This is a genomic window from Pseudomonas sp. P9_35 (genome assembly GCF_034008205.1).
GTDB classification, from domain to species: domain Bacteria; phylum Pseudomonadota; class Gammaproteobacteria; order Pseudomonadales; family Pseudomonadaceae; genus Aquipseudomonas; species Aquipseudomonas kilonensis.
This window is the reverse complement of sequence record NZ_CP125373.1, coordinates 6118650-6142331: the sequence shown is the minus strand read 5'-3', so window position 1 is coordinate 6142331 and position 23682 is coordinate 6118650. Positions and strand designations below refer to the sequence as shown.

The 23682-nt window shown below is 61.9% G+C and carries 18 protein-coding genes; 4 read left to right on the top strand and 14 right to left on the bottom strand.

All coding sequences use genetic code 11. The features are described 5' to 3' along the window. Nucleotides 1-851 precede the first annotated feature (851 nt). From QMK47_RS27350 to QMK47_RS27335, 4 genes are all read right to left on the bottom strand, one after another. On the bottom strand, nucleotides 852-1136 hold the full coding sequence (locus tag QMK47_RS27350; RefSeq protein ID WP_258689592.1) for a fructose-bisphosphate aldolase: 285 nt from the start codon (nucleotides 1134-1136) through the stop codon (nucleotides 852-854). A 460-nt stretch (nucleotides 1137-1596) separates the two neighbouring features. Beyond that, nucleotides 1597-2265, bottom strand: coding sequence for a polysaccharide lyase family 7 protein (locus QMK47_RS27345; protein ID WP_258689591.1), 669 nt, complete (start codon nucleotides 2263-2265; stop codon nucleotides 1597-1599). Between the two features lie 342 nt (nucleotides 2266-2607). Then, entirely contained in the window at nucleotides 2608-3279 is a 672-nt protein-coding gene (locus QMK47_RS27340) for a polysaccharide lyase family 7 protein (protein ID WP_253470105.1), read from the bottom strand. Nucleotides 3280-3559: 280 nt separating this feature from the next. After that, nucleotides 3560-4225 carry a polysaccharide lyase family 7 protein gene (locus tag QMK47_RS27335; protein ID WP_253470103.1) on the bottom strand — a complete coding sequence of 222 codons (666 nt, stop codon included), beginning with the start codon at nucleotides 4223-4225 and terminating at the stop codon, nucleotides 3560-3562. 322 nt (nucleotides 4226-4547) lie between these two features. Between QMK47_RS27335 and QMK47_RS27330 the strand changes: the two genes are divergently transcribed. From QMK47_RS27330 to QMK47_RS27320, 3 genes are read left to right on the top strand one after another with little or no spacing between them, the layout of a single operon-like run. Next, nucleotides 4548-6671: a putative bifunctional diguanylate cyclase/phosphodiesterase gene (locus tag QMK47_RS27330; protein WP_320389564.1), complete on the top strand. Its 2124-nt coding sequence runs from the start codon at nucleotides 4548-4550 to the stop codon at nucleotides 6669-6671. Nucleotides 6672-6712: 41 nt separating this feature from the next. Then, complete coding sequence (locus QMK47_RS27325; RefSeq protein ID WP_024619094.1) at nucleotides 6713-7216, top strand: M48 family metallopeptidase; 504 nt, start codon at nucleotides 6713-6715, stop codon at nucleotides 7214-7216. A gap of 4 nt (nucleotides 7217-7220) precedes the next feature. Continuing rightward, nucleotides 7221-7517, top strand: coding sequence for a winged helix-turn-helix domain-containing protein (locus QMK47_RS27320; protein WP_258689590.1), 297 nt, complete (start codon nucleotides 7221-7223; stop codon nucleotides 7515-7517). Nucleotides 7518-7624: 107 nt separating this feature from the next. On the opposite strand, the gene QMK47_RS27315 is transcribed toward QMK47_RS27320, so the two are convergent. Continuing rightward, the gene (locus tag QMK47_RS27315) at nucleotides 7625-8077 is read right to left on the bottom strand and encodes a GNAT family N-acetyltransferase (protein WP_253470097.1); all 453 of its coding nucleotides are present in this window, start codon (nucleotides 8075-8077) and stop codon (nucleotides 7625-7627) included. Between the two features lie 260 nt (nucleotides 8078-8337). Here QMK47_RS27315 and QMK47_RS27310 point away from each other — a divergent pair, with 260 nt between their 5' ends. Next, the gene (locus QMK47_RS27310) at nucleotides 8338-9075 is read left to right on the top strand and encodes a substrate-binding periplasmic protein (RefSeq protein WP_253470094.1); all 738 of its coding nucleotides are present in this window, start codon (nucleotides 8338-8340) and stop codon (nucleotides 9073-9075) included. A 136-nt stretch (nucleotides 9076-9211) separates the two neighbouring features. On the opposite strand, the gene yccS is transcribed toward QMK47_RS27310, so the two are convergent. The 9 genes from yccS to betI form a co-directional block, all read right to left on the bottom strand. Then, a complete protein-coding gene (gene yccS, locus QMK47_RS27305; protein ID WP_253470092.1) occupies nucleotides 9212-11395 on the bottom strand; it encodes a YccS family putative transporter in 2184 nt (727 codons plus the stop codon). A gap of 295 nt (nucleotides 11396-11690) precedes the next feature. Then, nucleotides 11691-12869 (bottom strand): NAD(P)/FAD-dependent oxidoreductase, encoded by a 1179-nt coding sequence (locus QMK47_RS27300; protein ID WP_253470088.1) that lies wholly within the window; start codon nucleotides 12867-12869, stop codon nucleotides 11691-11693. Nucleotides 12870-13048: 179 nt separating this feature from the next. Beyond that, nucleotides 13049-14386 (bottom strand): ATP-dependent RNA helicase DbpA, encoded by a 1338-nt coding sequence (gene dbpA / locus QMK47_RS27295; RefSeq protein WP_232199893.1) that lies wholly within the window; start codon nucleotides 14384-14386, stop codon nucleotides 13049-13051. 320 nt (nucleotides 14387-14706) lie between these two features. Further along, on the bottom strand, nucleotides 14707-16134 hold the full coding sequence (gene mdtD, locus QMK47_RS27290; RefSeq protein ID WP_253470082.1) for a multidrug transporter subunit MdtD: 1428 nt from the start codon (nucleotides 16132-16134) through the stop codon (nucleotides 14707-14709). A gap of 218 nt (nucleotides 16135-16352) precedes the next feature. Beyond that, nucleotides 16353-17690, bottom strand: a complete 1338-nt coding sequence (locus QMK47_RS27285; protein WP_320389563.1) for a TldD/PmbA family protein — start codon at nucleotides 17688-17690, stop codon at nucleotides 16353-16355. Nucleotide 17691: 1 nt separating this feature from the next. Continuing rightward, the gene (locus QMK47_RS27280; protein ID WP_053182646.1) at nucleotides 17692-19134 is read right to left on the bottom strand and encodes a TldD/PmbA family protein; all 1443 of its coding nucleotides are present in this window, start codon (nucleotides 19132-19134) and stop codon (nucleotides 17692-17694) included. A 435-nt stretch (nucleotides 19135-19569) separates the two neighbouring features. Beyond that, nucleotides 19570-21273, bottom strand: coding sequence for a choline dehydrogenase (betA, locus tag QMK47_RS27275; RefSeq protein ID WP_214509928.1), 1704 nt, complete (start codon nucleotides 21271-21273; stop codon nucleotides 19570-19572). Nucleotides 21274-21492: 219 nt separating this feature from the next. After that, entirely contained in the window at nucleotides 21493-22965 is a 1473-nt protein-coding gene (gene betB, locus QMK47_RS27270; protein WP_024619087.1) for a betaine-aldehyde dehydrogenase, read from the bottom strand. An 80-nt stretch (nucleotides 22966-23045) separates the two neighbouring features. Continuing rightward, nucleotides 23046-23666 (bottom strand): transcriptional regulator BetI, encoded by a 621-nt coding sequence (gene betI / locus QMK47_RS27265; RefSeq protein ID WP_003206359.1) that lies wholly within the window; start codon nucleotides 23664-23666, stop codon nucleotides 23046-23048. Between the last annotated feature and the right edge of the window lie 16 nt (nucleotides 23667-23682).

The window sequence follows — 23682 nt, the reverse complement described above, 5'->3', positions numbered from 1 at the left end:
ACGGCGGCTCACTTTTGAGAAGCGCAAAAGTAAGCAAAACGCTTTTGCCCCACCACTCGGTGCCTCGCTAGGGCTCGGCATGCCCTCACTCCGGCATTGCTCCGTGGGCCCGCCGCGAAGGGCCATCCATGGCCCAGCGCGGCTATCCCGGCATCCATGCCGGGATGCCCACTGCGCAATGCCTGCGTTCGGCCATCGTGGTTAACGGGGCGCCCGAGATCAACGTCCACGCCGAGGCGGCCTTATAGCCGACCTGGCTCTTGGTGAGACCGCGTTTCCCCTGTGGGAACAGGTATGTGTGGGAGCAAAGCTTGCTCGCGAAGGCGGTGGTTCAGTCGATGAAGATGTTGAATGTACCGACCGCCTCGCGAGCAAGCTTTGCTCCCACAGGTCCTGCTCAAGCAGAGCTGATGGGTGTACGACCGCAAGAGCCAGGTCGGCTACCAGGCCGCCTCGCGATGGACGTTGATCTCGGCGCCCCGTTAACCACGCTGGCCGAACGCAGGCATTGCGTAGTGGGCACCTCGGCATGGATGCCGAGGTAGCCGCGCTGGGCCATGGATGGCCCTTCGCGGCGGGCCCACGGAGCAATGCCGGAGTGAGGGCACACCGAGCCTAAGCGAGGTGCCGAGTGGTGGGGCAGGAGCGCTTTGGTTACTTTCGACTGGGCCGGCTTCCGGGCTTTTCGAAAGTGACCCGCTGTAAGAGCGGAACCATAAGTGGCCGTTACAAAAAAACGGATATGCACACAGATCCTGATAGCGCTGTGTCAGCCAACATCCCTATCACTGACCCAGCGCTATCGCGAGCAAGCTCGCTCCCACAGGGGATCATCTCCCACTGGGAGGGCTTTATTGGTCTTCGAGGCCGCGTTGTTCGATGACGCCGAACACGTCGGTGACATCCTGGACCAGAATCCGGGCGACGTTGGTGAGGGTATTGAAATCGCTGGCGGCCGAATCGCGCAGGGTGGCGCAGGCCATGAGTGTCAGATAGTCGAGGGTGGCGTGTAGGCGTTCGCTGGCGCAGGCGTGAAGCTCTGTTAGCGGGACGGTTTTGTCAATGAACAGCACAGGTTGGGTGGTGGCGATTGGAGTGAGAGGGGTGAAGCGGCTAAGTGATTGAGTCGTCGTCATAAGGTTTGGGCTCTATTAATAAAAATCGATCGCCACCCTCTTGCTGCGAAACAAATGGGTGGCAGTTGCGCGCGGGTTCGCAGACCGAGATAGAGACCAAACCCGGCAGACCCGAAGGTCTCCCGCACGCAACCGCCATAAAATGAACGCAGGCGAGTTTGCCTGAATTTTCATTTGACGGTGCAAAGTCTCTGTTCTGTCAGTGGGCTGCGAAACCCCTGCCTACTGACCAAAGCCAGCAGACAAGCCGAACTATAGAGGAGATTTTCGAGACCAAAATCGACCTGTAGGACGCACCGCCCCCCTGTGGCGAGGGAGCTTGCTCCCGCTCGGGGGCGCAGCCGCCGTAAAGTCGGCACATGCGGTGGGTCTGACGAAAAGAGGGGCTGCTTCGCAGCCCAGCGGGAGCAAGCTCCCTCGCCACGGGGAGCAAAATCCTACGAGATTTTCGGAAGCACTTTTAAGTGTTGTGATCGATATCCAGCACGCTGAACTTCACTTTCCCGCCTTCACTGGTGTAGCCACTGTTGTCCTGCACGTACACCCCGGCCTTGAAGTACAACGGCTTGACCCGCCAAGTGGAGCTGATGGTGGTGTACCAGCTACGACCCGCCGCCGTAATGCCCAGGTCGCCGGTACGATCAAGGTGGATCCGGTAACTGAAGGACTGATTGAGTTTCACGCCGGTGGCGACGGTGATGACCCGGCCTTCGTCGTCATCGGGGCGCATGCGCACCTTGGCGACGATGTCCCCCGTGCTGGTGGCATCCTTGTATTGGTATTCCAGCTTCACCAAGGGCTTGCTGCTGTCCTTGGCATGGATCTGACCGATCACGATCTTGCCGCTACTGGGCACCTGGTTGACGACCAGGTTCGCCCGCAATTGGTTGTCGGCGTCGGGGTACAGCCAGTTGCGCAAGGTGCCGTCTTTATAGGTCTCTCGCAATTCGCTGCGCGGGTAGATCGCGTTTTCAGTCTTGGTGCCGGTCACCGGCGACCAGAAATACACCGTGCTGCCTTCGGAGTTGAAATATTTGTCCTGGAACCCATCCACCAGTCGAGGGGTTTCGATGGTTTTCGGCGGGCTGCCTTCGGGGATGCTCAGGTTCCAGGTTGCAAGATCGACCATGTTCGGATCCTTTCTGAGAAGAAGAAATGATTTACGCCACAGCCGGAGGCTCTAAGACGCGCTTTTGCTGAGGCCATAAGGGGGGCGCGGACGAGTTTTTGGCGCGGTCGTCCGGCGGAGGGTTGGCGTCAGCAGACCGTCAGAGTGGTGTTTTCCGGTTTTGTGCCCGAGATAAACAACCATTGGTCGGCTGCCTGGTTTTTTCTCGGAACCATTGCGCGATGGCAATTTGGCAGCTTTGCCAGGTACAGGGCAAAAAAAGCACCCTGAACCGGATGCCTTCTAAGGAGGGGCGCCGATAGCAGCGTTCCGTGCTGCTGTTGCGGCTGAGCAGATTTTCGATCAAAGCGTCGTGTGTTTGATTTCCAGCGCGCTGAACGTCACTTTGCCGCCTTCGGTGGTGTAGCCGGTGTTGTCCTGCACGTACACGCCCGCTTTGAAATACAGCGGTTTGACCTTCCAGGTAGGGTCGACAGTGGTTCTCCAGTTGTAGCCCGCCGCGCTGATGCCCAGTGCCCCCTTCGGGCTGAGGTGGATCATGTAGGTAAAGCTCTGGTTGAGCTTCACGCCGGTGGCGATGGTGATGACTTGACCGGTTTCGTCGTCGGGGCGCATGCGCACCTTGGCGACGATGTTGCCGGTGGAGCTATAGGTTTTGTACTGGTACTCCAGTTTCACCATCGGACTGGTGCTGTCTTTGGTGTGGATCTGACCGATCACGATCTTGCCGGAGCTGGGCACCTGGTTGACGCTGATGGCGGCACGCAGGGTGTTGTCCGCCGCTGGGTACAACCAGTTGCGCAGGGTGCCGTCGCTGTAGGTTTCCCGCAGTTCGCTGCGTGGGTAGATCGCGTTTGCAGTCTTGGTGCCGGTCACCGGCGCCCAGAAGAGCAGCGTGCCGGTGTCGGAGTGGAAATATTCATCCTTGAACCCTTGGGCCAGTCGAGGCGTTTCGATGGTGATGGCGGGGCTGCCTTCGGGAATGCTCAAGTTCCAGGTGTTGAGATCGATCATGGTCGGATCCTGCGTAACGGGCGTAAAAGTGCTGAGTACCAAAGCGGGAGGCTCTACTCCGAGCATTTGGAGTGTGTTGATCACGCAGGAAGGGTTTTTTTGAACAGCCATCCGGCGGATGTTTGACGTCAATTGTCCGTCGAACATGTCAGTTGCAGCATTTATGCCTGGATGAATAACCGTTAGTCGGTAGTTTCGGCTCGCACTGAACTATGGCGTATCGATAGTGTCTTGCTTGGCTGGCAGCGTTGCGTTGCTACCCTGGCACCACGCAAAGCGCCTAGATGTGATCGATATCCAGCAGGCTGAACGTCACGGTCCCGCCTTCGGTGGGATAACCGGTGTTGTCCTGCACATACACGCCCGCCTTGAAGTACAGCGGCTTGTCGCTCCAGGTGGAGCTGATGGGGGAGCTCCACTGGTAACCCGTGCTATTGATGGTCAGGACGCCGGCGGGGCTGAGATGGATCAGGTAAGAGAAGGATTGATTCAGCTTGATGCCCGTGGCGATGGTAATGACCTGGCCTGCTTCGTCGTCCGGGCGCATGCGCACCTTGGCGACAATGTTGCCGGTGGAGCTGTAGGTTTTATATTGGTATTCCAGCTTCACCAGGGGGCTGGTGCTGTCCTTGGCATGGATCTGACCAATCACCACCTTGCCGGTGCTGGGCACCTGGCTGACGGCCAGGGTGGCAGCCAGCTTGTTGTCCGCGGCCGGGTACAGCCAATTGCGCAAGGTGCCGTTGCTGTAGGTTTCACGAAGTTCACTGCGCGGATAAATAGCATTGGTGGTCGTGGCGCCGGTTACCGGTGCCCAGAAAAAAACCGTGCCGGAATCGGAATGGAAATACTGGTCCTGGAATCCTTGCACGAGTTGAGAGGTTTCGATGGTGGCCGGAGGGCTGCCTTCGGGGATGCTCAGGTTCCAGGTTGAGAGATCGATCATGATGGGATCCTATGTCACTCGATGAAAAAGCCGCACACCACGAACCAAGGCTCTAGGCCGGTCTTTTCGGGCGTATGGGTAAGTGACGGAAGAAACTGCCTGGCAACTTTTCGGCGGGTGGTTGACGTCAATTGTCCGTCGAGGGTGTCATTGCAGTTTCTGTGCCCGAGGAGGGTGACCGTTAGTCGGCTATTTCGGGCTTTGTCTGGATGATGGCGCGTTGACACCTACTGCTTTTGACAATCCCGGTCTAGAGTGGGGGGACAGTATTTGTCCGCTTTGCTACGTAAAAACGGACGTGGCGCCCGATAAGAGAAGCAGCATGGAATGCGCGCAACCACCGCTCGGCGAAGACAGCTCTGTCCTTTTGATTGTTGATGACTACCCTGAAAACCTGCTCAGCATGCGAGCCTTGTTGCAGCGTCAGGATTGGCGAGTCATGACCGCGTCCTCGGGGGTCGAGGCGCTTAACCTGCTGCTCGAACACGATATCGACCTGGTTCTGCTGGATGTGCAGATGCCTGACATGGACGGTTTCGAAGTGGCGCGCCTGATGCGCGGCAGCCAGCGCACGCGGCTCACGCCGATCATTTTCCTGACGGCCAACGAGCAATCCCAGGATGCGGTGATCAAGGGCTACGCCAGTGGCGCCGTGGATTACCTGTTCAAACCCTTCGATCCGCAAATCCTCAAGCCCAAGGTCCAGGCGTTGCTCGAGCACCAGCGCAATCGCCGGGCCTTGCAGCGCCTGAGCCAGGATCTCGAAGCGGCCAGGGCCTTTAATGCCTCGGTGCTGGACAACGCCGCCGAAGGCATCCTGGTGGTGGATGAGAATGGCTGTATCCGCTTCGCCAACCCTTCTACCTGCCGCTTGCTCAATGCCACCGCCGAGCAATTGCAGGGCATGCCATTCCTGGACTTCCTGCAGAAACCGCACATTCCCGAGTGGCTCGATTCCGATATCCACAACGCCTATCGTCGGGGTGAAACCTGGCGATTGCATGACGCGGTCCTGCGCACGGCGCCCGGCCAGCAGGTGTCGGTGGCCTTGTCCTGTGCGCCGTTGCCGTCGGAGCAGAAGGCGATGGTGGTGACGCTCCAGGACATGTCCGTGGTTCGCCACTTGCACCAACAACTCGAATACCAGGCCGTCACGGACCCGCTGACCGGTTTGCTCAACCGTCGGGGGTTCTACCAGACCGCCGAAAACCTGTTGATGCGCAGCGAGCGCCTGGAAAGCAACTGGGTGTTGCTGTACCTGGACCTCGATGGTTTCAAGCGGGTCAATGACTCGCTGGGGCACGATGCCGGGGACCGGGTATTGCGCTGGGTGTCGGAACAGTTGAAGGCCTGCCTGCGCCCATTCGATATCCTGGCGCGCTTGGGCGGGGACGAGTTCACGGCGCTGCTGGACCTGGAGTTCCCCGAGCAGGCGGCCAAGATCGCCGAGAAACTTATCGAGCGCGTCGCCATCTGCCAGCAGATCGAAGGCATGGACGTGGCCCTTGGGGCCAGCATCGGCATCGCGACGTACCCCGATTGCGGCGCCAATCTCGATGGATTGCTGCGGGCGTCCGACATCGCCATGTACGAAGCCAAGCGTGCCGGCCGCCAGCAATACCGTTTTTACGATCATGAAATGAACGGTCGAGCCCGTTCACGGCTGATGCTGGAAGAGAGCGTGCGCTCGGCCATCGAGAACCGCGATTTCAATATGGTCTACCAGCCGCAGGTAAGCATCATCGACGGGCGGATCCGCGGGTTCGAAGCGCTGTTGCGCTGGCAGCACCCCAGCGTCGGTGATGTTCCGCCGGGCCTGTTCCTGCCCTTGCTGGAAGAGGCGCGGTTGATCAGTCGCCTGGGCAGCTGGATTTATCATCGCAGCGCCGCCCAGCGCAAAGTCTGGGAGCGCTTGTTCGCTGACGACCTGGTGTTGGGGGTAAGCCTGAGCAGTACCCAGTTCGGCATGCCCAACCTGGTGACCGAGTTGCGCCAGGTCCTGGAGCGTCATGCCTTGAAGCCCCGGCAACTGGAGGTCGAGGTGACTGAGGATGCGCTGATGCGCAACCCCGATGAAACCCAAAAGCAATTGCGACTGCTGCGTCACCTCGGGGTGCGGGTTGCATTGGATGACTTTGGTTCGGGGCCCTGTTCACTGGCGCATCTGCGCGACCTTGAGCTCGATACCCTCAAGCTCGATCGGCATTTGATCGCCCGCATACCAGGATCGCCCCGGGATGCCGCGTTGGCCGCCTCGGTGATCGACCTGTGTACGCAACTGGGCTTGCGGGTGATTGCCGAAGGGGTGGAAACCCGCGAGCAATATGAGTGGCTGCAGGCCCATGGCTGTGAGTACGTGCAGGGGTTCCTCGTGGCGCGGCCCTTGATGGCCGAAGACACCAATGCCTTCGCCACGCCGTTCGACTGGAGCGCGGTGCAGGCTTGAATTCGCTACACTGGCGGCCTCTTGTGACTGTGTTGCCCTTGATGACCGCGCTCAAATACCTCCAGGCCTATCCCGCCGCCCTGCAAGCCCAAGTGCAGCAATTGATTGCCCAGGACCGACTGGGCGATTACCTGCAGCAGCGCTACCCGGGCCGACATCCGATCCAGAGCGACAAAGCCCTGTACGGTTATGCGCTGGACCTCAAGCAGCAATACCTGCGTAACGCGCCAGCCATCGACAAGGTGTTGTTCGACAGTCGCCTGGACCTGACCCACCGCGCCCTCGGCCTGCATACCGCGGTGTCGCGGGTGCAGGGTGGCAAGCTCAAGGCCAAGAAAGAAATCCGCATCGCTGCGTTGTTCAAGGACGCGGCGCCCGAGTTCCTGAACATGATCGTGGTGCACGAGCTGGCGCACTTCAAGGAGTCGGACCACAACAAGGCCTTCTACCAACTCTGCGAGCACATGCTGCCGGGGTATCACCAGTTGGAATTCGACCTGCGGGTGTACCTGACCTGGCGGGATCTGCAACCCCACAAGGAATGACCGAATGGATGTCAGCAAGACCAAGACCAGCTTCTACCGTCGCTTGTACGTGGCTTACCTGATCGACAGCGGTATCGCCAGCAACGTCCCGGCCCTCACCGAAACCACCGGCATGCCCCGGCGCACCGCCCAGGACACCATTGCCGCGCTGGCTGACCTGGATATCGTTTGTGAGTTCGAGCAAGAGGACGGCGCACGCAACCATGCCGGGCGTTATCGGATTCGCGATTGGGGGGCGATCGATCGGGGGTGGATCGAGGGGAATTTGCCGCAGATCAAGGCGGTGCTTGAGTATCCCTGAGTATTGGCTTTGCCTGGGCTGGCCCCATCGCGAGCAAGCTCGCTCCCACATTTGATCGTTGTTCGCTGAAGATCCCTGTGGGAGCGAGCTTGCTCGCGATGGCGTCCTCAGGGCCGATGCATGCCAATGTGCGGAATCCCATCTTCCAGATATTCCACACCCACCACTTCAAACCCGTACCGCCCGTAATACCCCTGCAAATGCGCCTGGGCCGACAATGAGATCGACGTACCGGGCCAATATTTCTCGGCCTGCTTGAGCGCCTGTTCCATCAACGTGTGACCCAGCCCCTGGCCGCGTGCGTGGGGCGCGATGATCACGCGCCCGATCACCACGTCACTGTTTTGCGAGTGCGGGTCGAGCAGGCGCAGGTAGGCCACCAGGTGGTTGTCCTGCCAGGCCATCAAATGGCACGTGTCGCCTTCAAGGTCCAGGCCGTCAACATCCGGGTAGGCGCAGTTCTGCTCGACAACGAACACTTCGGCACGCAATTTGAGGATGGCATACAGCTGTTCCTTGCTCAGGTCACTGTGATGTTTACAGACCCACTCGATGTCCATTTTTTGAATTTCCTGAAGAACCTGATGCCGATATTAAGCGTGCTTGGCCCGGAAGTCTTTTTCTCGGTCGGCTGGAAAATCTGCGATAAAGGCCAAAACGCCATCATTCCTCTGTCGCGGCGTTGTCGTCTTTGTGTAATCTTCGTGACAGCGCTGCGCAGCGGTTCCAATGAGCTAATGTTAGAACCGGGTGTCTGAGGATGCCTGTTGAGTGTCGGCTAAAAACAAACCGGGCTTTGAACCCGTCAAGGACGTTTGGCATGCCGCGATTGCATCGAGCTCTTGCATTGATCGGGTTGCTGTTACTGAGCTATGAGGCCTGTGCGCAAAAGCTGCGTCTGGTCGCCGATGGCTGGCCGCCCTTTACCGATTCCACCTTGATCAATGGTGGCCTGGCGACCGATATCGTCAGCACGGCCCTGGCGCGGGCCGGCTATGCCACGGACTTCGAACAGGTGCCCTGGGCCCGGGCGATGCTGGGCATCGGCGAGGGCCGCTATGACGTGCTGGTCAACACCTGGTACAGCGAGGAGCGCACTCACATCGGCCAGTTCTCGGCCGAGTATCTGCTCAACCGTGTGCGTTTCATCAAGCGCAAGGACGAAGAGATCCAGTTTGACAACCTGCAACAGCTGCGTGCCTATCCCATCGCCGTGGTTCGCGGCTACGCCTACTCCAAGGACTTCGACGAAGACCTGCAAATGCAGAAAGTCCCTGTGCATAACTTTGCGATGGCGGTGCGCATGCTGGCTGCCGATCGTGTGAAGTTGACCCTGGAAGACGAGTACGTCGCCCGCTATTACCTGGCCCGCGAATCCGCCAAGGTGCGTAACGCCGTGGAGTTTTTGCCCAAGGCATTGAGTGAAAACAGCTTGCACATCCTGGTCAGCTTGAAGAACCCGGAGCATGAGCAGATCGTGGCGGGGTTTGACCGGGAGATCGCGGCGATGAAGGCGGATGGGAGTTATGCGCGGTTATTGAAGGCCCACGGGATGTAGGGGGCCTGGGCCGGCCTCATCGCGAGCAAGCTCGCTCCCACATTGGACCTGCTGTAACCACAAAGTCTGTGTACACAAGAAACCCCCTGTGGGAGCGAGCTTGCTCGCGATGGCGATGGTGTAAACACCACAACCCTCAAGCCTCGCCAGTGTCCTTGATCAGATGTGCTGCCAAGGTCCGCAACGGACCGAGCTGACGGCAGATCAACCCCAGCTGTGTCTGCACCAACCGCTGTCCTTCGTCAATTTCATCGGGCATCTGCTCAAGCTCGTTGGCCAGGGCTTCCTCCTCGTCGCTTTGGAGCACAATCGGCGTTTTACTCGCCAGGCCCTGGGCGATCTCGTCGATGCTCGCCGCCAGCTTCACTCCCGCGCCATCGATCAGTTGCTCGCGTACCTGCGCCGGCAGTTCGGTGCCGCGGTGGGCGCCCAGGCCCGACAGGTAGCTGAGCAGGGTGTGGGACAACACCAGGAAGCGGAACCCCACATCGGCTTCCTTACGGAAATGCCCCGGCTCCATCAGCATGTTGGCCAGGGTGGTGGACAACGCGGCATCGGCGTTGTGGGCGTTGCGTCGGGCCAGGCGATAGGCCAGGTCGTCGCTTTTGCCGGCGGCGTACTGCTGCATGATCTGGCGCAGGTAGATGCTGTTGCAGGTCAGCGTATTGGCCAGCACTTTATTCAGCCGACGGCCCTGCCAGTCGGGCAGGAACAGGAAGACCGCCAGCCCGGCAATCAGGCTGCCGAGCAAGGTATCGAACAGCCGCGGCAACAGCAGCCCGTAGCCGTCGCCCACCTGGTTGAAGCAGAACAGCACCATGATGGTGATCGCCGCTGTCGCCAGGGTGTAGCGGGTCGTGCGGTTGGTAAAGAACACTACCCCGGCGGCAATGGCGAAGCTCGATTGCACCAGCGGATTGGGAAACAGATCGAACAGCGCCCAGGCCACCGTCAGGCCGATGGCGGTGCCGATGATCCGCTGGCCGAGCTTGCGCCGGGTGGCGCCGTAGTTGGGCTGGCACACGAACAGTGTGGTGAGGATGATCCAATAGCCCTGGGACGGGTGGATCAGGTGCACCATGGCGTAGCCCACGGCCAGGGCCAAGGGCAAGCGCAGGGCATGCCGGAACAGCAGCGAAGTGGGCGTGAGCTGGGTGCGCAAGCGCAGCCAGACATCCTTGAGGTTGCGCGGCGAGCGGTCGAGCAGGCTGCTGTCGGTGGCGTCGGCCAGGGTGTCGGGGTTGCTCGCGTCGCTGAGCAGGCGGTCCATGGTGGCAAGGTTCACCGACAGTGCCCGCAACGAACGCAGCAAGCCACGCCAGGCCGGGTTGCTCTGGATGCGCAGGTGTTCGAGGGACGCGTGCAGGTCGTCGAGGGCCTCGGCAAAGGTGTGGTCGTAGACGAACGGCTGGCGCAGTTGGATCGACTCGGCCAGTGCCTGGCAGGCCTTGCCTTGCTGGCGCAGCAGGCGCTGGCAGCGGAACAGCACATCGCTGTGAAAGAAGGCCTCGGCCAGGGCATTGTAGGGATAGTGAGATGAGCTGGCGCGTTCGTGGATGTCCTGGGCCAGGAAGTACAGTTTCAGGTAGCGGCTGACTTTCGAGCCGGGGCGGCCATTGCCCACGCGGTGCAGGATGATTTCCTTGGCGCTGTTGAGCGCAGCGACCACCCGGCCATTTTGCTGGGCCAGTTCCAGGCGGCGGGCTTCGACGTCCAGTTGGCGGATCGGCTCCAGGAGCGACGATTTGAGTTTCAGGTAGCGCCCCAGCTCGCGAAACAGCCGCGCCAGGCTTTGTTGCACCGGTTGGTTGGAAAACAACGCCTGCCACAACACCGACAGCAAGCCGTACCACGCGGCACCGGCGACCAGCAGCAGGGGTTCATGCCAGAAATCGTTGACGGCGCCGCCGCGCTGGTCCACGCCGATCATGGTGTAGACCGACAGAATCAGCGTGGCCGAGGCGATGGCGCCATAGCGCTCACCCAGGGCGCCAAGCATGGTCAGGCCAAAGGCCGCCAGGGCCAGGGCGATGATGAACAGGACGGGGTAGGGGAACAATAATTCCACCGACAGCGCCGCGACGGTGAAACACACCAGGGTCACGGCCAACGCGTTGAGGCGGCCCTGCCAACTGTCGTCCGTCTCGGCCAGGGCGCTGGCGATGATGCCCAGGAACAAGGGAATCAGCAGCACCATTTCGTCCAGGTACCAGCACAGCCCCATGCTGCCGGTGAGGGCGATGAAGACCCGCACGCTATAACTGAACTTATCCAACGCCCAAAGGCGACGCAAAGACTGGCTAAACGAGTTCGCTGACATGAAGTGCACAGGCCTGACGGGCAATGACGCTAAATTGAGGCAGTAATGACGCCGACGCAATGGCGGCGATCACATCTGACAGCAAAAAGTGTTCCGGCGTATACCGCTGAACCCCTGTGGGAGCGAGCTTGCTCGCGATGGCTGTAGGAGCTGTCGAGCGGAGCGAGGCTGCGATCTTTCCCCTGACGCTTGAATCCCAAGCGAAAGGTCAAAAGATCGCAGCCTTCGGCAGCTCCTACAGAGCGAGCGGGAGCAAGCTCCCTCGCCACAAAAGCAGGTACAACATGGGGCGGGGTCAGACGTACTGCGCCGCCGCATACCCCGACGCCCACGCCCACTGGAAGTTGAACCCGCCCAGGTGCCCGGTGACGTCGAGCACTTCGCCGATGAAATACAGGCCAGGGCTTTTCAGCGATTCCATGGTCTTGGACGAGACTTCCCGGGTATCGACGCCGCCCAGGGTGACTTCGGCGGTGCGGTAGCCTTCGGTGCCGGCGGGGACGACGTTCCAGCTCGCCAGTTTCTCGGCGATATCTGCCAGCTCCGCATGGGTGTACTGCTTCATGGGTTTGGAGACGAACCAGGTGTCGGCCAGCAGGTTGGCCATTTTCTTGGTGAACAACTCGCCCAGCAACGTCTTGAGCTCGCTATTGGGGCGTTCGGCCTGTTGCTGTTGCAGCCATTGCGGCACGTCGTGGTCGGGCAACAGGTTGATCTGCACCGTGTCCCCCGATTCCCAGAACGAGGAAATCTGCAGGATCGCCGGACCGCTCAGGCCGCGGTGGGTGAACAGGATGTTCTCGCGAAAGCTCTGCTCGTTGCAGCTCACCAGGCAATCGACCGAGGTGCCCGAGAGTTCGGTGCAGAGGGTCTTGAGCTGGTCGGTGATGGTGAACGGCACCAGGCCGGCGCGGGTCGGCAGCAGTTCATGGCCAAACTGTTTTGCCACCTGATAACCGAAGCCGGTCGCCCCCAGGGTCGGGATCGACAGCCCGCCCGTGGCGATCACCAGGGACTGGCAGGCGATGGCGCCGAGGGTGGTTTGCAGCAGGTAGCCGCCGTCGGCTTTTTCGATCTGCGTAATCGAGGTGTCCAGGTGCAGGCTGACGCCGGCCTGGTCGCATTCATCCAAGAGCAGGCCGAGGATGTCGCTGGATTTGTTATCGCAGAACAACTGGCCGAGCTTTTTCTCGTGATAGGGCACGCCGTGCTTGGCCACCAGGGCAATGAAGTCCCATTGGGTGTAGCGGGCCAGGGCCGATTTGCAGAAGTGCGGGTTCTGCGAGAGGAAATTGCCTGGCTCGGTGTACATGTTGGTGAAATTGCAGCGCCCACCGCCCGACATGAGGATTTTCTTGCCGGCCTTGTTGGCGTGGTCCAGCAACATCACCTGCCGCCCGCGCGCGGCCGCGGTCAGCGCGCACATCAACCCCGCGGCGCCAGCGCCAATGATCACGACTTCGGTAGAGCGCAAAACGGTGTCCTCTCAGCTTTCCCACATAACTGAATGTGGGAGCGAGCTGTGTGGGAGCAAAGCTTGCTCGCGATCCAGGCGCTGCGGTCCTCAAGAGACCGCGGCGTTTTCATCGCGGGCAAGCCTTGCTCCCACACAGCTCGCTCCCACAGTTTGATCTCTGTTCGTCAGGCGATCGGTTACAGGATCCGCACCCGCAACGAGCGGCCCTTGATCTTGCCATCGTTCAGGCGTTGCAGGGCCTGTTTGGCGATGCCGCGTTCCACGGCCACGTAGGCCTGGAAATCGAAGATCGCGATTTTGCCGACCTGGGCGCCAGGGATGCCGGCCTCGCCGGTCAGGGCGCCGAGGATGTCACCGGGGCGGACCTTGTCCTTGCGCCCGGCACCGATGCACAGGGTGCTCATGGCCGGCAACAGCGGGCCGCCGCCTTGGGACTTGAGGTTGTCCAGTTGGTCCCAGCTCAGCGGCGACTTCTGCAGTTGCTCGATGGCTTGGGCGCGGTGGGCTTCGGATGGCGCCACCAGGCTGATGGCGATGCCTTTCTCACCGGCGCGGCCAGTGCGGCCGACGCGGTGGATGTGGATTTCCGAGTCCCGGGCCAGTTCGACGTTGATCACCATGTCCAGAGCATCGATGTCCAGGCCGCGGGCCGCCACGTCAGTGGCGACCAGCACCGAGGTGCTGCGGTTGGCGAACATGGCCAGTACCTGGTCGCGGTCGCGCTGTTCCAGGTCGCCGTGCAGGCCGACGGCCGAGATGCCCTTGGACGTCAGGTGATCGACGGTTTCCTGGACCTGCTGCTTGGTGAAGCAGAACGCCACGCAGGAGGCTGGGCGGAAATGCGCGAGGACCTTGACCACTGCGTCCATGCGCTCCTCGGGGGAGATCTCGTAGAAGCGCTGCTCGATCTGCGCGTCGGAGTGGAACGCCTCGGCCTTCACTTGCTGCGGGTTACGCATGAACTTGGACGACAGTTGCTTGATGCCCACCGGGTAGGTGGCGGAGAACAGCAGCGTCTGGCGGCGTTCCGGGGTCTGCTGGATGATGTCTTCGATGGCGTCGTAGAAACCCATGTCGAGCATGCGGTCGGCTTCGTCGAGGATCAGCGTGTTGAGGCCGTCCAGGACCAGCGAGCCCTTGCGCAGGTGCTGCTGGATGCGTCCAGGGGTGCCGACGATGATGTGGGCGCCGTGTTCCAGGGAGGCGATCTGCGGGCCGAAGGACACGCCGCCGCACAGGGTCAGGACCTTGATGTTGTCTTCGGCGCGGGCCAGGCGACGGATTTCCTTGGCGACCTGGTCGGCCAGCTCACGGGTCGGGCACATCACCAGCGCCTGGCAACCGAAGAAGCGTGGGTTGATCGGGTTCAGCAGGCCGATGCCGAAGGCGGCGGTCTTGCCGCTGCCGGTCTTGGCCTGGGCGATCAGGTCCATGCCCTTGAGGATCACCGGCAAGCTTTGCGCCTGGATCGGCGTCATCTGGGCATAACCGAGTGATTCGAGGTTAGCCAGCATGGCGGCGGACAGCGGCAAAGTATTAAAAGCGGTGGCAATGGTGGTCACGGGACTGGCCTGCAAAACAAAATGTCGCGCAGTGTAGCAGCCTCGTGCCACTTTCTTCGAAAGTTCTGGACGAGCTGTGGCGCAGTTCTGAAGTGGGCGAATTCCCTGTGGCGAGGGAGCTTGCTCCCGCTGGGGCGCGAAGCGACCCCAAACCGGCCAACACGGTGTACCTGAAAGTTCGCATCGCCTGGATTGCGACTGCTGCGCAGCCGAGCGGGAGCAAGCTCCCTCGCCACAAAAGCCCTGAGGCCTTAAAACCGCCCGAGTCCTATCTAGTGCTCGATATGCTCATCCGGCCGCTTGACCCGCCGCCCATCCTGCTTCGACAACTGGGAAAAAATCGTCGCCGCCAGCATCGCCATGATCCCCACCGTCACGAACGTCAGCTGGAACGCTCCCAGTACAGTCTCCACCCCATCGTTGCCCACCTGGGCGGTAAAGCCGCCGAGCAGGGCGCCGGCGCAGGCCACGCCGAGGCTCAGGGACAGCTGCGCCACCACCGAAAGCAGGCTGTTGCCGCTGCTGGCGCTGGCGTCGTCCAGGTCGATCAGGGTCACGGTGTTCATCGCGGTGAATTGCAGCGAGTTGATCGCGCCCAGCACCGCCAGTTGCGCCAGCAGCAGCCAGTACGGCGTCTGTTCGCTGACCAGGCCCATGCTTGCCAGCATCAGGCCCAGGGCCAGGGTGTTGCCGGTCAGGACGATGCGATAGCCCAGGCGTTCGATCAGCGGCCGGGCCACGGACTTGGCGACCATGGCCGCCGCCGCCAGTGGCAGCATGCTCATCCCGGCCTGGGACGGTGAATAGCCCAGGGCGACTTGCAGCAGCAACGGCACCAGGAACGGCAGGGCGCCGCTGCCCAGGCGCGCGAACAGGTTGCCGAGAATGCCCACGGCGAAGGTGCGGGTCTTGAACAGTGACGGCGGGAACAGCGCGTTTTCGACGTGCCCGGCCCGCAGCCAATAGGCCGCCAGGCAGGCCATGCCGCCGAACAGCAACAACATCACGCGCAGGTGCGGCAGGTGCAGTTCACCCAGGCCTTCCATGGCGATGGTGATCAGCACCATCGCCGCGCCGAACAGCAGGAACCCCACCCCGTCGAACCGCGTGCGCTCGCTGCCCCGCAGGTCGGGGATGAACTTCCACACGGCATAACAGCCGATCACGCCCACCGGCAGGTTGATGATGAAGATCCAGTGCCAGGTCAGGTACTCGACCATCCAGCCACCCATGGTCGGCCCGATCAGCGGGCCGAGCAGGCCGGGGATGGTGATGAAGCCCATGATCCGCACCAGTTCCGAGCGCGGATACGCCCGCAGCACCACCAGCCTGCCCACCGGCAGCATCAGCGCACCGCCCAGGCCCTGGATGACCCGGGCGCCAATCAGCATGCTCAACGAACTGGACAAGGCACACAGCAACGAGCCGAAGCTGAACAGCAGGATCGCCCCGAAGAAAATCTTCTTGGTGCCGAAGCGGTCGGCGATCCAGCCCGAGGCCGGGATCAGCAACGCCACGGTGAGCATGTAGGCAATGATCACGCCCTGCATGCGCAGCGGGTTTTCCGCCAGATCACCGGCCATGGCGGGCAGGGCGGTGTTGAGGATGGTCCCGTCCAGGGACTGCATGAAGAAGGCAATCGCCACCACCCACGGAAGCCAGCGGGCGGTGACGGCGTCGAGCGGTGCGCGGTTGGGCATGGGACCTCTTGTATGAAAAGTGAACAATTACTTGTGGCGAGGGAGCTTGCTCCCGCTCGGCTGCGTTGTAGGAGCTGCCGAAGGCTGCGATCTTTTGATCTTTCGCTCCAGACTCAATCGACAGCGAAAAGATCGCAGCCTCGCTCCGCTCGTCAGCTCCTACAGACCCAGCGGGAGCAAGCTCCCTCGCCACAGGGGATGAAGCCACCTTCCTGGTGTTACAGCGTCAAGGTCAACCGCTTGACCAGCGCCCCTGGCAACAACATCGAGGCCGTGGCCCGCTGGCTGTAGGTGCTGGCCGAGAGCAGCAGTTCCCGCTCTCGGGTCAGGCCTTCGAGTTGCGAGCCGAGCAGGCTGTAGACGCTGTCGTCGAAGCGCATGGTACTGACCGGCGCCACGATCTGGCCGTTCTCGACCCAGAACGTGGCGAAGCGGGTCATGCCGGTCAGGCGGGCGGCCGGTTGGTCCGAGTAGTTCAGGTACCAGAGGTTGCTGATGTACAGCCCGGTGCCAAGTTCTTCGAGGATGTATTTGTGCTCCAGTTGCCCGCCCTGCATGTCCAGCGCCGTGGGGTATTCGTAGCTGCTGGCGCCGTTGGCGGCGAGGCCGTATTCGGCGGCGCTGCGGGAGTTGACCAACTGCGCATTGGCCGTGCCCTTGGCGATCAGCCCCAGGTCATCGCGGGGATAACCTTCGTCGGAAAACGCCGGGCTCAAGGAGCCGCTGACCTGTTCGCTCAGCCACACGTTGGGGCTCAGGCTTGCTTCGTTGGCGTAGAACTTCTGCAACGGGCTCTGCTTGCTGGCAATCGCCCGGGCCGAGAACCCGCCCCAACTGAGCATGCCCATGATCTCTTCCAGGGCGGCCGGTGCCAGGTAGGCACGGTATTCGCCAGGCGGCAACGTGCGCAACGGCAGGCCGAGAAACGCCAGTTGCTCGCGGGCCTGCTCGAAGCGCCGGGCAAACCCTTCGCTGCTCCACGCATGCCCGGCATAGCTGGCTTTCACTGCCTGGCCGTTTTCATGGAACAGGCTGAAATCGAAGTTGAAGCTGTTGGCCTGATGCCAGCCGAACGCTCCTGACGAACTGGCGAAACCCCGGCTGATGGGCCCGGCCGCATAGAACCCCACCAGGTCCAGGCCCTCGGCGGCGCGGGTGATTTCAGCCACGGCCTGCTCGGTGTCCGGCAGCGGATGGTCCTGCACGTTATGGCTTTGCCAATGGTCGGGATTGAGCAGCAGGTACGGATCGCAGGGCAGCAGCGGCAAGGTTTCGCGCAGCTGTTGCAGGCCTTCGGACAGGCGTTGCAGGTCGGTCTCGGTATCGCCGGACAAGGTGATCTGCAAGTCGGCGTGGCGTCCGTCGTCGATCAATTTGAAACTGACATTGGCCTGCTGCACCTGCCCGGCCTGGCGCACCTTGGCGTGGTTGAAACGCACGAAGGCCGAGGACTCGGCGGCATAACCCAAGGTGAACTGTTCCTGCTCATGCAGCGCATCGCGCAGCCAGTCGACCAACACCTTGAATGCCTCGGCCTGATTATTGACGGTGCTCATATCAGGCATCCCCCCCAAACACATCAACGTTGCTGAACACACAGGCCGGCGACGCATGGCCGACGCGGATGACCTGGTTCGGTTCGCCCTTGCCGCAGTTCGGCGTGCCCAGGACCCGGGAGGTACTGGCATCGCCCACGGCGCGCAGGCTCTTCCAGAATTGCGCGGAAATACCCCGGTAGTTGGGGTTCTTCACCACGCCCTTGAGCTCGCCGTTCTCGATCAACTGGCCCCACTCGCAGCCGAACTGGAATTTGTTGCGGGCGTCGTCGATGGACCAGGAGCGGTTGGTGCGCATCAGCACGCCGTGCTCGGTGCCTTGGATCAGTTGTTCCAGGGACTGGTCGCCAGGTTCGATGTTCAGGTTCGCCATGCGGTCGATGGGCGGGCGATTCCAGCCGCAGGCGCGGCTGTTGGCGACACCGTCCAGGCCAGCACGGAACTGTGACAGTGCGCCGCCCAGTGGACGCAGCAACAGGCCTTCACGAATCAGGAACTGTTTGCTGGCGGCGCTGCCATCGTCGTCATGGCTGTAGCTCGCCAGTTCTTCGGGAATGTCCGGATCGAAGGTCACGTTCAACAGGCTGGAGCCGTATTGCAGGTGGCCGAAATCGCTGGCCTTGACGAAGCTGGTGCCGGCGTAATTGCGCTCGTCCCCGAGGATGCGGTCCAGTTCCAGCGGGTGACCGATGGATTCGTGGATCTGCAACATCATCTGGTCAGGCATCAGCAGCAGGTCACGGGGGCCTTGCGGGGTGTTCGGTGCCAGCAGCAATTGCAGGGCCTGGTCAGCGATTTTCCGCCCGGCACCGATCAAGCCGCTGCGGCTGATTACATCGAAGCTGCCTTGCTGGCCGAAATTTTCCCGGCCCAGGGTGCGGGTCTGGCTGTCGTTGCCGTCGAAGGCGGTGACTTCCAGGGCCGGGTAGATGAAGCGTTGGGCCTGGCGCAGTTCAGCGCCGGCACTGTTGAGGTAGATCTGCTCGACCTGGGTCAGGCCGATGCTGGCTTGCCAGTTCACCAGGCGCTCGTCCTGAGGCACTGCGGCTGACTCGTCGCCGAGCAATTGGTAGCAATCGCTCAGTGGCGGGAAGGCCTGGTCGAAATTCGGCGAGAAGTAATCGGCGCGGTCGCTGGACACCGCTTGCTCGCGCAGGTCCAACAGGGCGTGGGGCTTGAGCCCACGAGCATGTTGCTCGGCGCGTTCCAGTGCCGCTTGCAGGCCGGCCTGGGACAGGTCGTTGGTAGCGGCATACGCCTCGACCCCGTTGACCCGCACGGTGAGCATCGCCCCTTCATCACGGCCCAGGCTGGGCGGTTCGGCGACATTCTTGCGCACCGACAGGTGCTGGCCGGACTCGCGCACGTAACGCAGGGAAAAGAATTCAGCGCCCGTGCGCAAGGCAGCAAAACGCTGCTTGAGCTGGGGGTGGAAGTCGAACATGGAACCTCCTTGTCTGGAGTGGCGGTGCGGCGAGGTGCGGCGTGTTGACGCGGCGGCTCTAGAGTAGGCCTGGGGCGGGGGAGGGATCAAGGCAGATAGGAATTTGGGGGCGTCAGGGTGGACGCGATCGCGAGCAAGCTCGCTCCCACAGTGGATCTTTGGTGGGCACAAAATCTGTGTTCACCACCAAACCCAGTGGGAGCTCTCACTGTGGGTCTTTGGTGGTCACAAAATGTGTGTCCGCCGCCAATCCCTGTGGGAGCGAGCTTGCTCGCGATGGCGGTGTGGCAGTCAGCGAAGATGTTGAATGGTCTGACCCCTTCGCGAGCAGGCTCGCTCCCACAAGGGATCTTAGTGGTCACAAAATGTGTGTCCGCTGCAGATCCAAATGTGGGAGCGAGCCTGCTCGCGAAGGTCGCGCCGCGGTCCTGAGTCTTACTGGGCGCTAGGCCCCACTTCACGCATTGGCTTGCCGCGCACCGGCGCATCGCCGGCCACGAAGTACGGCGCGGTGCTGCGTGGCAGGGGCTTGCGGCCGCGGATCTTGTCGGCGATTTTCTCGGCGATCATGATCGTCGGCGCGTTCAGGTTGCCGGTGGTGATGATCGGCATGATCGAGGCATCCACCACGCGCAACCCTTGCATGCCATGCACGCGGCCTTCGCCATCCACCACGGCCATGTCGTCGGTGCCCATCTTGCACGAGCAGGAGGGGTGGAACGCGGTTTCGGCATGCTCGCGGATGAACTGGTCCAACTGCTCGTCCGTCTGCACCTCGATGCCCGGGCTGATCTCACGGCCACGGAACGGATCGAGCGCTGGCTGCTGCATGATCTCGCGGGTCAGGCGGATGCCATCGCGAAATTCCTGCCAGTCCTGCTCGGTCGCCATGTAGTTGAACAGGATGCTCGGGTACTGGCGTGGGTCCTTGGACTTGGCCTGGATCCGGCCGCGGCTTGGCGAGCGCATGGAACCCATGTGCGCCTGGAAACCGTGTTCCTTCACGCCATTGCTGCCGTTGTAGTTAATCGCCACCGGCAGGAAGTGATACTGGATGTTCGGCCAATCGAATTCCGGACGGGTGCGGATGAAACCGCCGGCCTCGAACTGGTTGCTGGCGCCGATCCCGGTGCCGTTGAACAGCCACTCGGCACCGATGGCCGGCTGGTTGTACCAGAGCAGTGACGGGTACAGCGAAACCGGTTGGGTGCAGGCGTATTGCAGGTACAGCTCGAGGTGATCCTGCAGGTTTTCGCCGACGCCCGGCAGATCGTGAACCACCGGGATGTCGAGGCTTTCCAGCAATTTGGCGGGGCCGACACCGGAACGCTGGAGGATCTGCGGCGAGGCGATGGCGCCGGAGCACAGCAGCACTTCCTTGCGCGCCCGGGCTTCGACGCGCTCTTCGGCGGCGCCCACCAGGTAACGCACGCCGACCGCGCGTTTGCCTTCGAAGATGATCTTGTCGGTCAGGGCGTGGGTGACGATGGTCAGGGTCGAGCGCTTCTTGGCGATGTCCAGGTAACCGCGCGCGGTGCTGGCCCGACGGCCGTTGGGCGTGACGGTGCGGTCCATCGGGCCGAAACCTTCCTGCTGGTAGCCGTTGAGGTCTTCTGTACGCGGATAACCGGCCTGTACGCCGGCTTCGACCATGGCGTGGAACAGCGGGTTGTTGCCGGCCTTGGGCGTGGTCACGCTGACCGGGCCGTCGCCGCCGTGGTAGTCGTTCGGGCCGATGTCACGGGTTTCGGCTTTACGGAAATACGGCAGGCAATCGAGGTAGGCCCAGTCTTCCAGGCCCGGCAGCTTGGCCCAGTTGTCATAGTCCAGGGCGTTGCCGCGGATGTAGCACATGCCGTTGATCAGCGAAGAACCACCCAGGCCCTTGCCGCGACCGCATTCCATGCGGCGGCCATCCATGTGTGGCTCCGGGTCGGTCTCGTAGGCCCAGTTGTAGCGCCGGCCTTGCAGCGGGAATGCCAGGGCGGCGGGCATTTGTGTGCGGAAGTCCAGGCGATAGTCCGGGCCGCCGGCTTCGAGCAGCAGGACGGTGACGCCTTCGTCTTCGGTCAGGCGGGTGGCCAGGGTATTACCGGCCGAACCGGCGCCGATGATGATGTAATCGAATTCTTGGGACATGAAATGCACCCTCTTCTGGAATTGGGTTCAGGTCGCGGTCGTCGGGTGCCACATTCCCTGTGGCGAGGGAGCTTGCTCCCGCTCGACTGCGCAGCAGTCGCAAACAGGGCGACCGTGTTCTGTCTGAATGGTCTGGGACTTGAAGTTGGGGCCGCTTCGCAGCCCAGCGGGAGCAAGCTCCCTCGCCACAAAAGCCCCAACCTCAGGTTCGGTGCCAGATCAGAACACCGACGTGTAATCGCCCAACTCGACCTGTACCGATTTGATGCGTGTGAAGTTGTTCAGCGAGCTGATGCCGTTCTCCCGGCCCACGCCCGATTGCTTGTAGCCACCGACCGGCATTTCAGCCGCCGACTCACCCCAGGCGTTGATCCAGCAGATACCGGCTTCGAGCTGGTGGATCACGCGGTGGGCGCGGTTCAGGTCGCGGGTGACGACGCCAGCGGCCAGGCCGAAGTCGGTGTCGTTGGCGCGGCGGATCACTTCTTCTTCGGTGTCATAGGTGAGGATGCTCATCACCGGGCCGAAGATTTCTTCACGCACGATGGTCATCTCGTCGGTGCAGTCGGTGAACACGGTCGGGGCGACGAACGCGCCCTTGGCCAATTCGCCGTCGGTCAGGCGACTGCCGCCGCACAGCAGGCGCGCGCCTTCGGCTTTGCCTTTCTCGATGTAGCCCAGCACGCTTTCCATGTGGGCGAAGCTCACCAGCGGGCCGAAGTTGGTGTTTTCGTCCTGAGGATTACCGATACGGATGCGCGCCACACGCTCGGCGATCTTGGCTTCGAAGGCGGCCTTGAGGTGGCTTGGCACGAACACGCGGGTGCCGTTGGTGCAGACCTGGCCGGAGCTATAGAAGTTGGCCATCATCGCGGTGTCGGCGGCGCGATCCAGGTCGGCGTCGTCGAAGATGATCAGCGGCGACTTGCCGCCCAGTTCCATGGTCACGTCCTTGAGCGAAGAGCTCGAGGCGCTGGCCATGACTTTCTTGCCGGTGTCGGTGCCGCCGGTAAAGGAGATTTTCTCGATGCGTGGGTGCTCGGTCAGCCAGGTGCCGACTTCACGACCGCTGCCGGTCAGGACGTTGAACACACCCGCTGGAACGCCGGCCTCGGTGTAGATCTCGGCCAGTTTCAGGGTGGTCAGCGAGGTGACTTCGCTCGGCTTGAAGATCATCGCGTTACCGGCCGCCAGGGCCGGGGCGGATTTCCACAGGGCGATCTGGATCGGGTAGTTCCAGGCGCCGATGCCGGCCACTACGCCCAGGGGCTCGCGACGGGTGTAGACGAATGAAGTGGTGCGCAGCGGAACCTGCTCGCCTTCGATGGCAGGTACCAGGCCGGCGTAGTATTCCAGCACGTCGGCGCCGGTGACGATGTCGACGTAGCGGGTTTCGGAGTAGGCCTTGCCGGTGTCCAGGGTTTCCAGGGCAGCCAACTCATCGTTGCGCTCGCGCAGGATGTCCACGGCGCGACGCAGGATGCGCGAACGCTGCATGGCGGTCATGGCAGCCCAGACCTTCTGGCCCTTTTCGGCACTGACCACGGCGCGCTCGACGTCCTCGAACGTCGCACGCTGCACTTGGGCAAGGACTTCACCGTTGGCAGGGTTGATGGCTTCGAAAGTGGCGTCGCCGCTGGCATCGCTGTACGCGCCATCGATGTAGAGTTTTTGCAGTTCGAAACGGGCCATAAAGTCCTCGCAAGTGCATAAGTGGTTGGCTGACCACCGGAGCGTGTCGTTTATAGCTGACTACGCGGTTCGGCGGCGGTTCAGGAGTCGAGCGGTTCTGTGTGCTCTGGTGCCCCTGCCTTGGCCAGTTGGAAATCCATGTATTCGTACGCGATCTGGTGCGCCTGGGCGGTATCGAACGCGTCTCCCGACAGCGCTCCGCGCAGCCACAAACCGTCAATCAACGCGGCCAGGCCCCTTGCTGCGCTGCGCGCCTGATCAACGGGCAACACGCGGCGGAACTGGCTACACAGGTTGGAATACAGACGGTGATCGTTGATCCGCTGCAACCTGTGCAAAGACGGGTGGTGCATGCTGGTGGCCCAGAAGGCCAGCCAGGTTTTCATTGCCGGGCCATTGACCTGGCTGGCGTCGAAGTTGCCTTCGATGATCACCTTGAGGTGAGCCCGGGGGCTTGTGTCCTCCAGTGCCTGGCGGCGCGCGGTGACGTTCTCGCTCAGGACAGTCATCAGGTACTGGGCCGTGGCCGCGATCAGGCCATTCTTGTCCTGAAAGTAGTGACTGATGATGCCGTTGGAGACACCGGCCAAACGGGCGATCAGCGCAATGCTGGCGTCCCCCATGCCGACTTGATCGACCGCTTGCAACGTGGCTTCGATCAGTTGTTGGCGGCGGATGGGTTGCATACCGACCTTGGGCATCTAGCACATCTCCTTA

What these genes read in the sequence shown, in the direction of transcription:
- QMK47_RS27310 (WP_253470094.1), top strand. Translation starts at nt 8,338, where the DNA reads ATGCCGCGATTGCATCGAGCTCTTGCATTGATCGGGTTGCTGTTACTG.
- QMK47_RS27320 (WP_258689590.1), top strand. Translation starts at nt 7,221, where the DNA reads ATGGATGTCAGCAAGACCAAGACCAGCTTCTACCGTCGCTTGTACGTG.
- QMK47_RS27330 (WP_320389564.1), top strand. Translation starts at nt 4,548, where the DNA reads ATGGAATGCGCGCAACCACCGCTCGGCGAAGACAGCTCTGTCCTTTTG.
- mdtD (WP_253470082.1), bottom strand. Translation starts at nt 16,134, where the DNA reads ATGCCCAACCGCGCACCGCTCGACGCCGTCACCGCCCGCTGGCTTCCG.
- QMK47_RS27315 (WP_253470097.1), bottom strand. Translation starts at nt 8,077, where the DNA reads ATGGACATCGAGTGGGTCTGTAAACATCACAGTGACCTGAGCAAGGAA.
- QMK47_RS27345 (WP_258689591.1), bottom strand. Translation starts at nt 2,265, where the DNA reads ATGGTCGATCTTGCAACCTGGAACCTGAGCATCCCCGAAGGCAGCCCG.
- betB (WP_024619087.1), bottom strand. Translation starts at nt 22,965, where the DNA reads ATGGCCCGTTTCGAACTGCAAAAACTCTACATCGATGGCGCGTACAGC.
- QMK47_RS27325 (WP_024619094.1), top strand. Translation starts at nt 6,713, where the DNA reads ATGACCGCGCTCAAATACCTCCAGGCCTATCCCGCCGCCCTGCAAGCC.
- QMK47_RS27335 (WP_253470103.1), bottom strand. Translation starts at nt 4,225, where the DNA reads ATGATCGATCTCTCAACCTGGAACCTGAGCATCCCCGAAGGCAGCCCT.
- QMK47_RS27285 (WP_320389563.1), bottom strand. Translation starts at nt 17,690, where the DNA reads ATGAGCACCGTCAATAATCAGGCCGAGGCATTCAAGGTGTTGGTCGAC.
- QMK47_RS27340 (WP_253470105.1), bottom strand. Translation starts at nt 3,279, where the DNA reads ATGATCGATCTCAACACCTGGAACTTGAGCATTCCCGAAGGCAGCCCC.
- dbpA (WP_232199893.1), bottom strand. Translation starts at nt 14,386, where the DNA reads ATGCTGGCTAACCTCGAATCACTCGGTTATGCCCAGATGACGCCGATC.
- betI (WP_003206359.1), bottom strand. Translation starts at nt 23,666, where the DNA reads ATGCCCAAGGTCGGTATGCAACCCATCCGCCGCCAACAACTGATCGAA.
- QMK47_RS27350 (WP_258689592.1), bottom strand. Translation starts at nt 1,136, where the DNA reads ATGACGACGACTCAATCACTTAGCCGCTTCACCCCTCTCACTCCAATC.
- yccS (WP_253470092.1), bottom strand. Translation starts at nt 11,395, where the DNA reads ATGTCAGCGAACTCGTTTAGCCAGTCTTTGCGTCGCCTTTGGGCGTTG.
- QMK47_RS27280 (WP_053182646.1), bottom strand. Translation starts at nt 19,134, where the DNA reads ATGTTCGACTTCCACCCCCAGCTCAAGCAGCGTTTTGCTGCCTTGCGC.
- betA (WP_214509928.1), bottom strand. Translation starts at nt 21,273, where the DNA reads ATGTCCCAAGAATTCGATTACATCATCATCGGCGCCGGTTCGGCCGGT.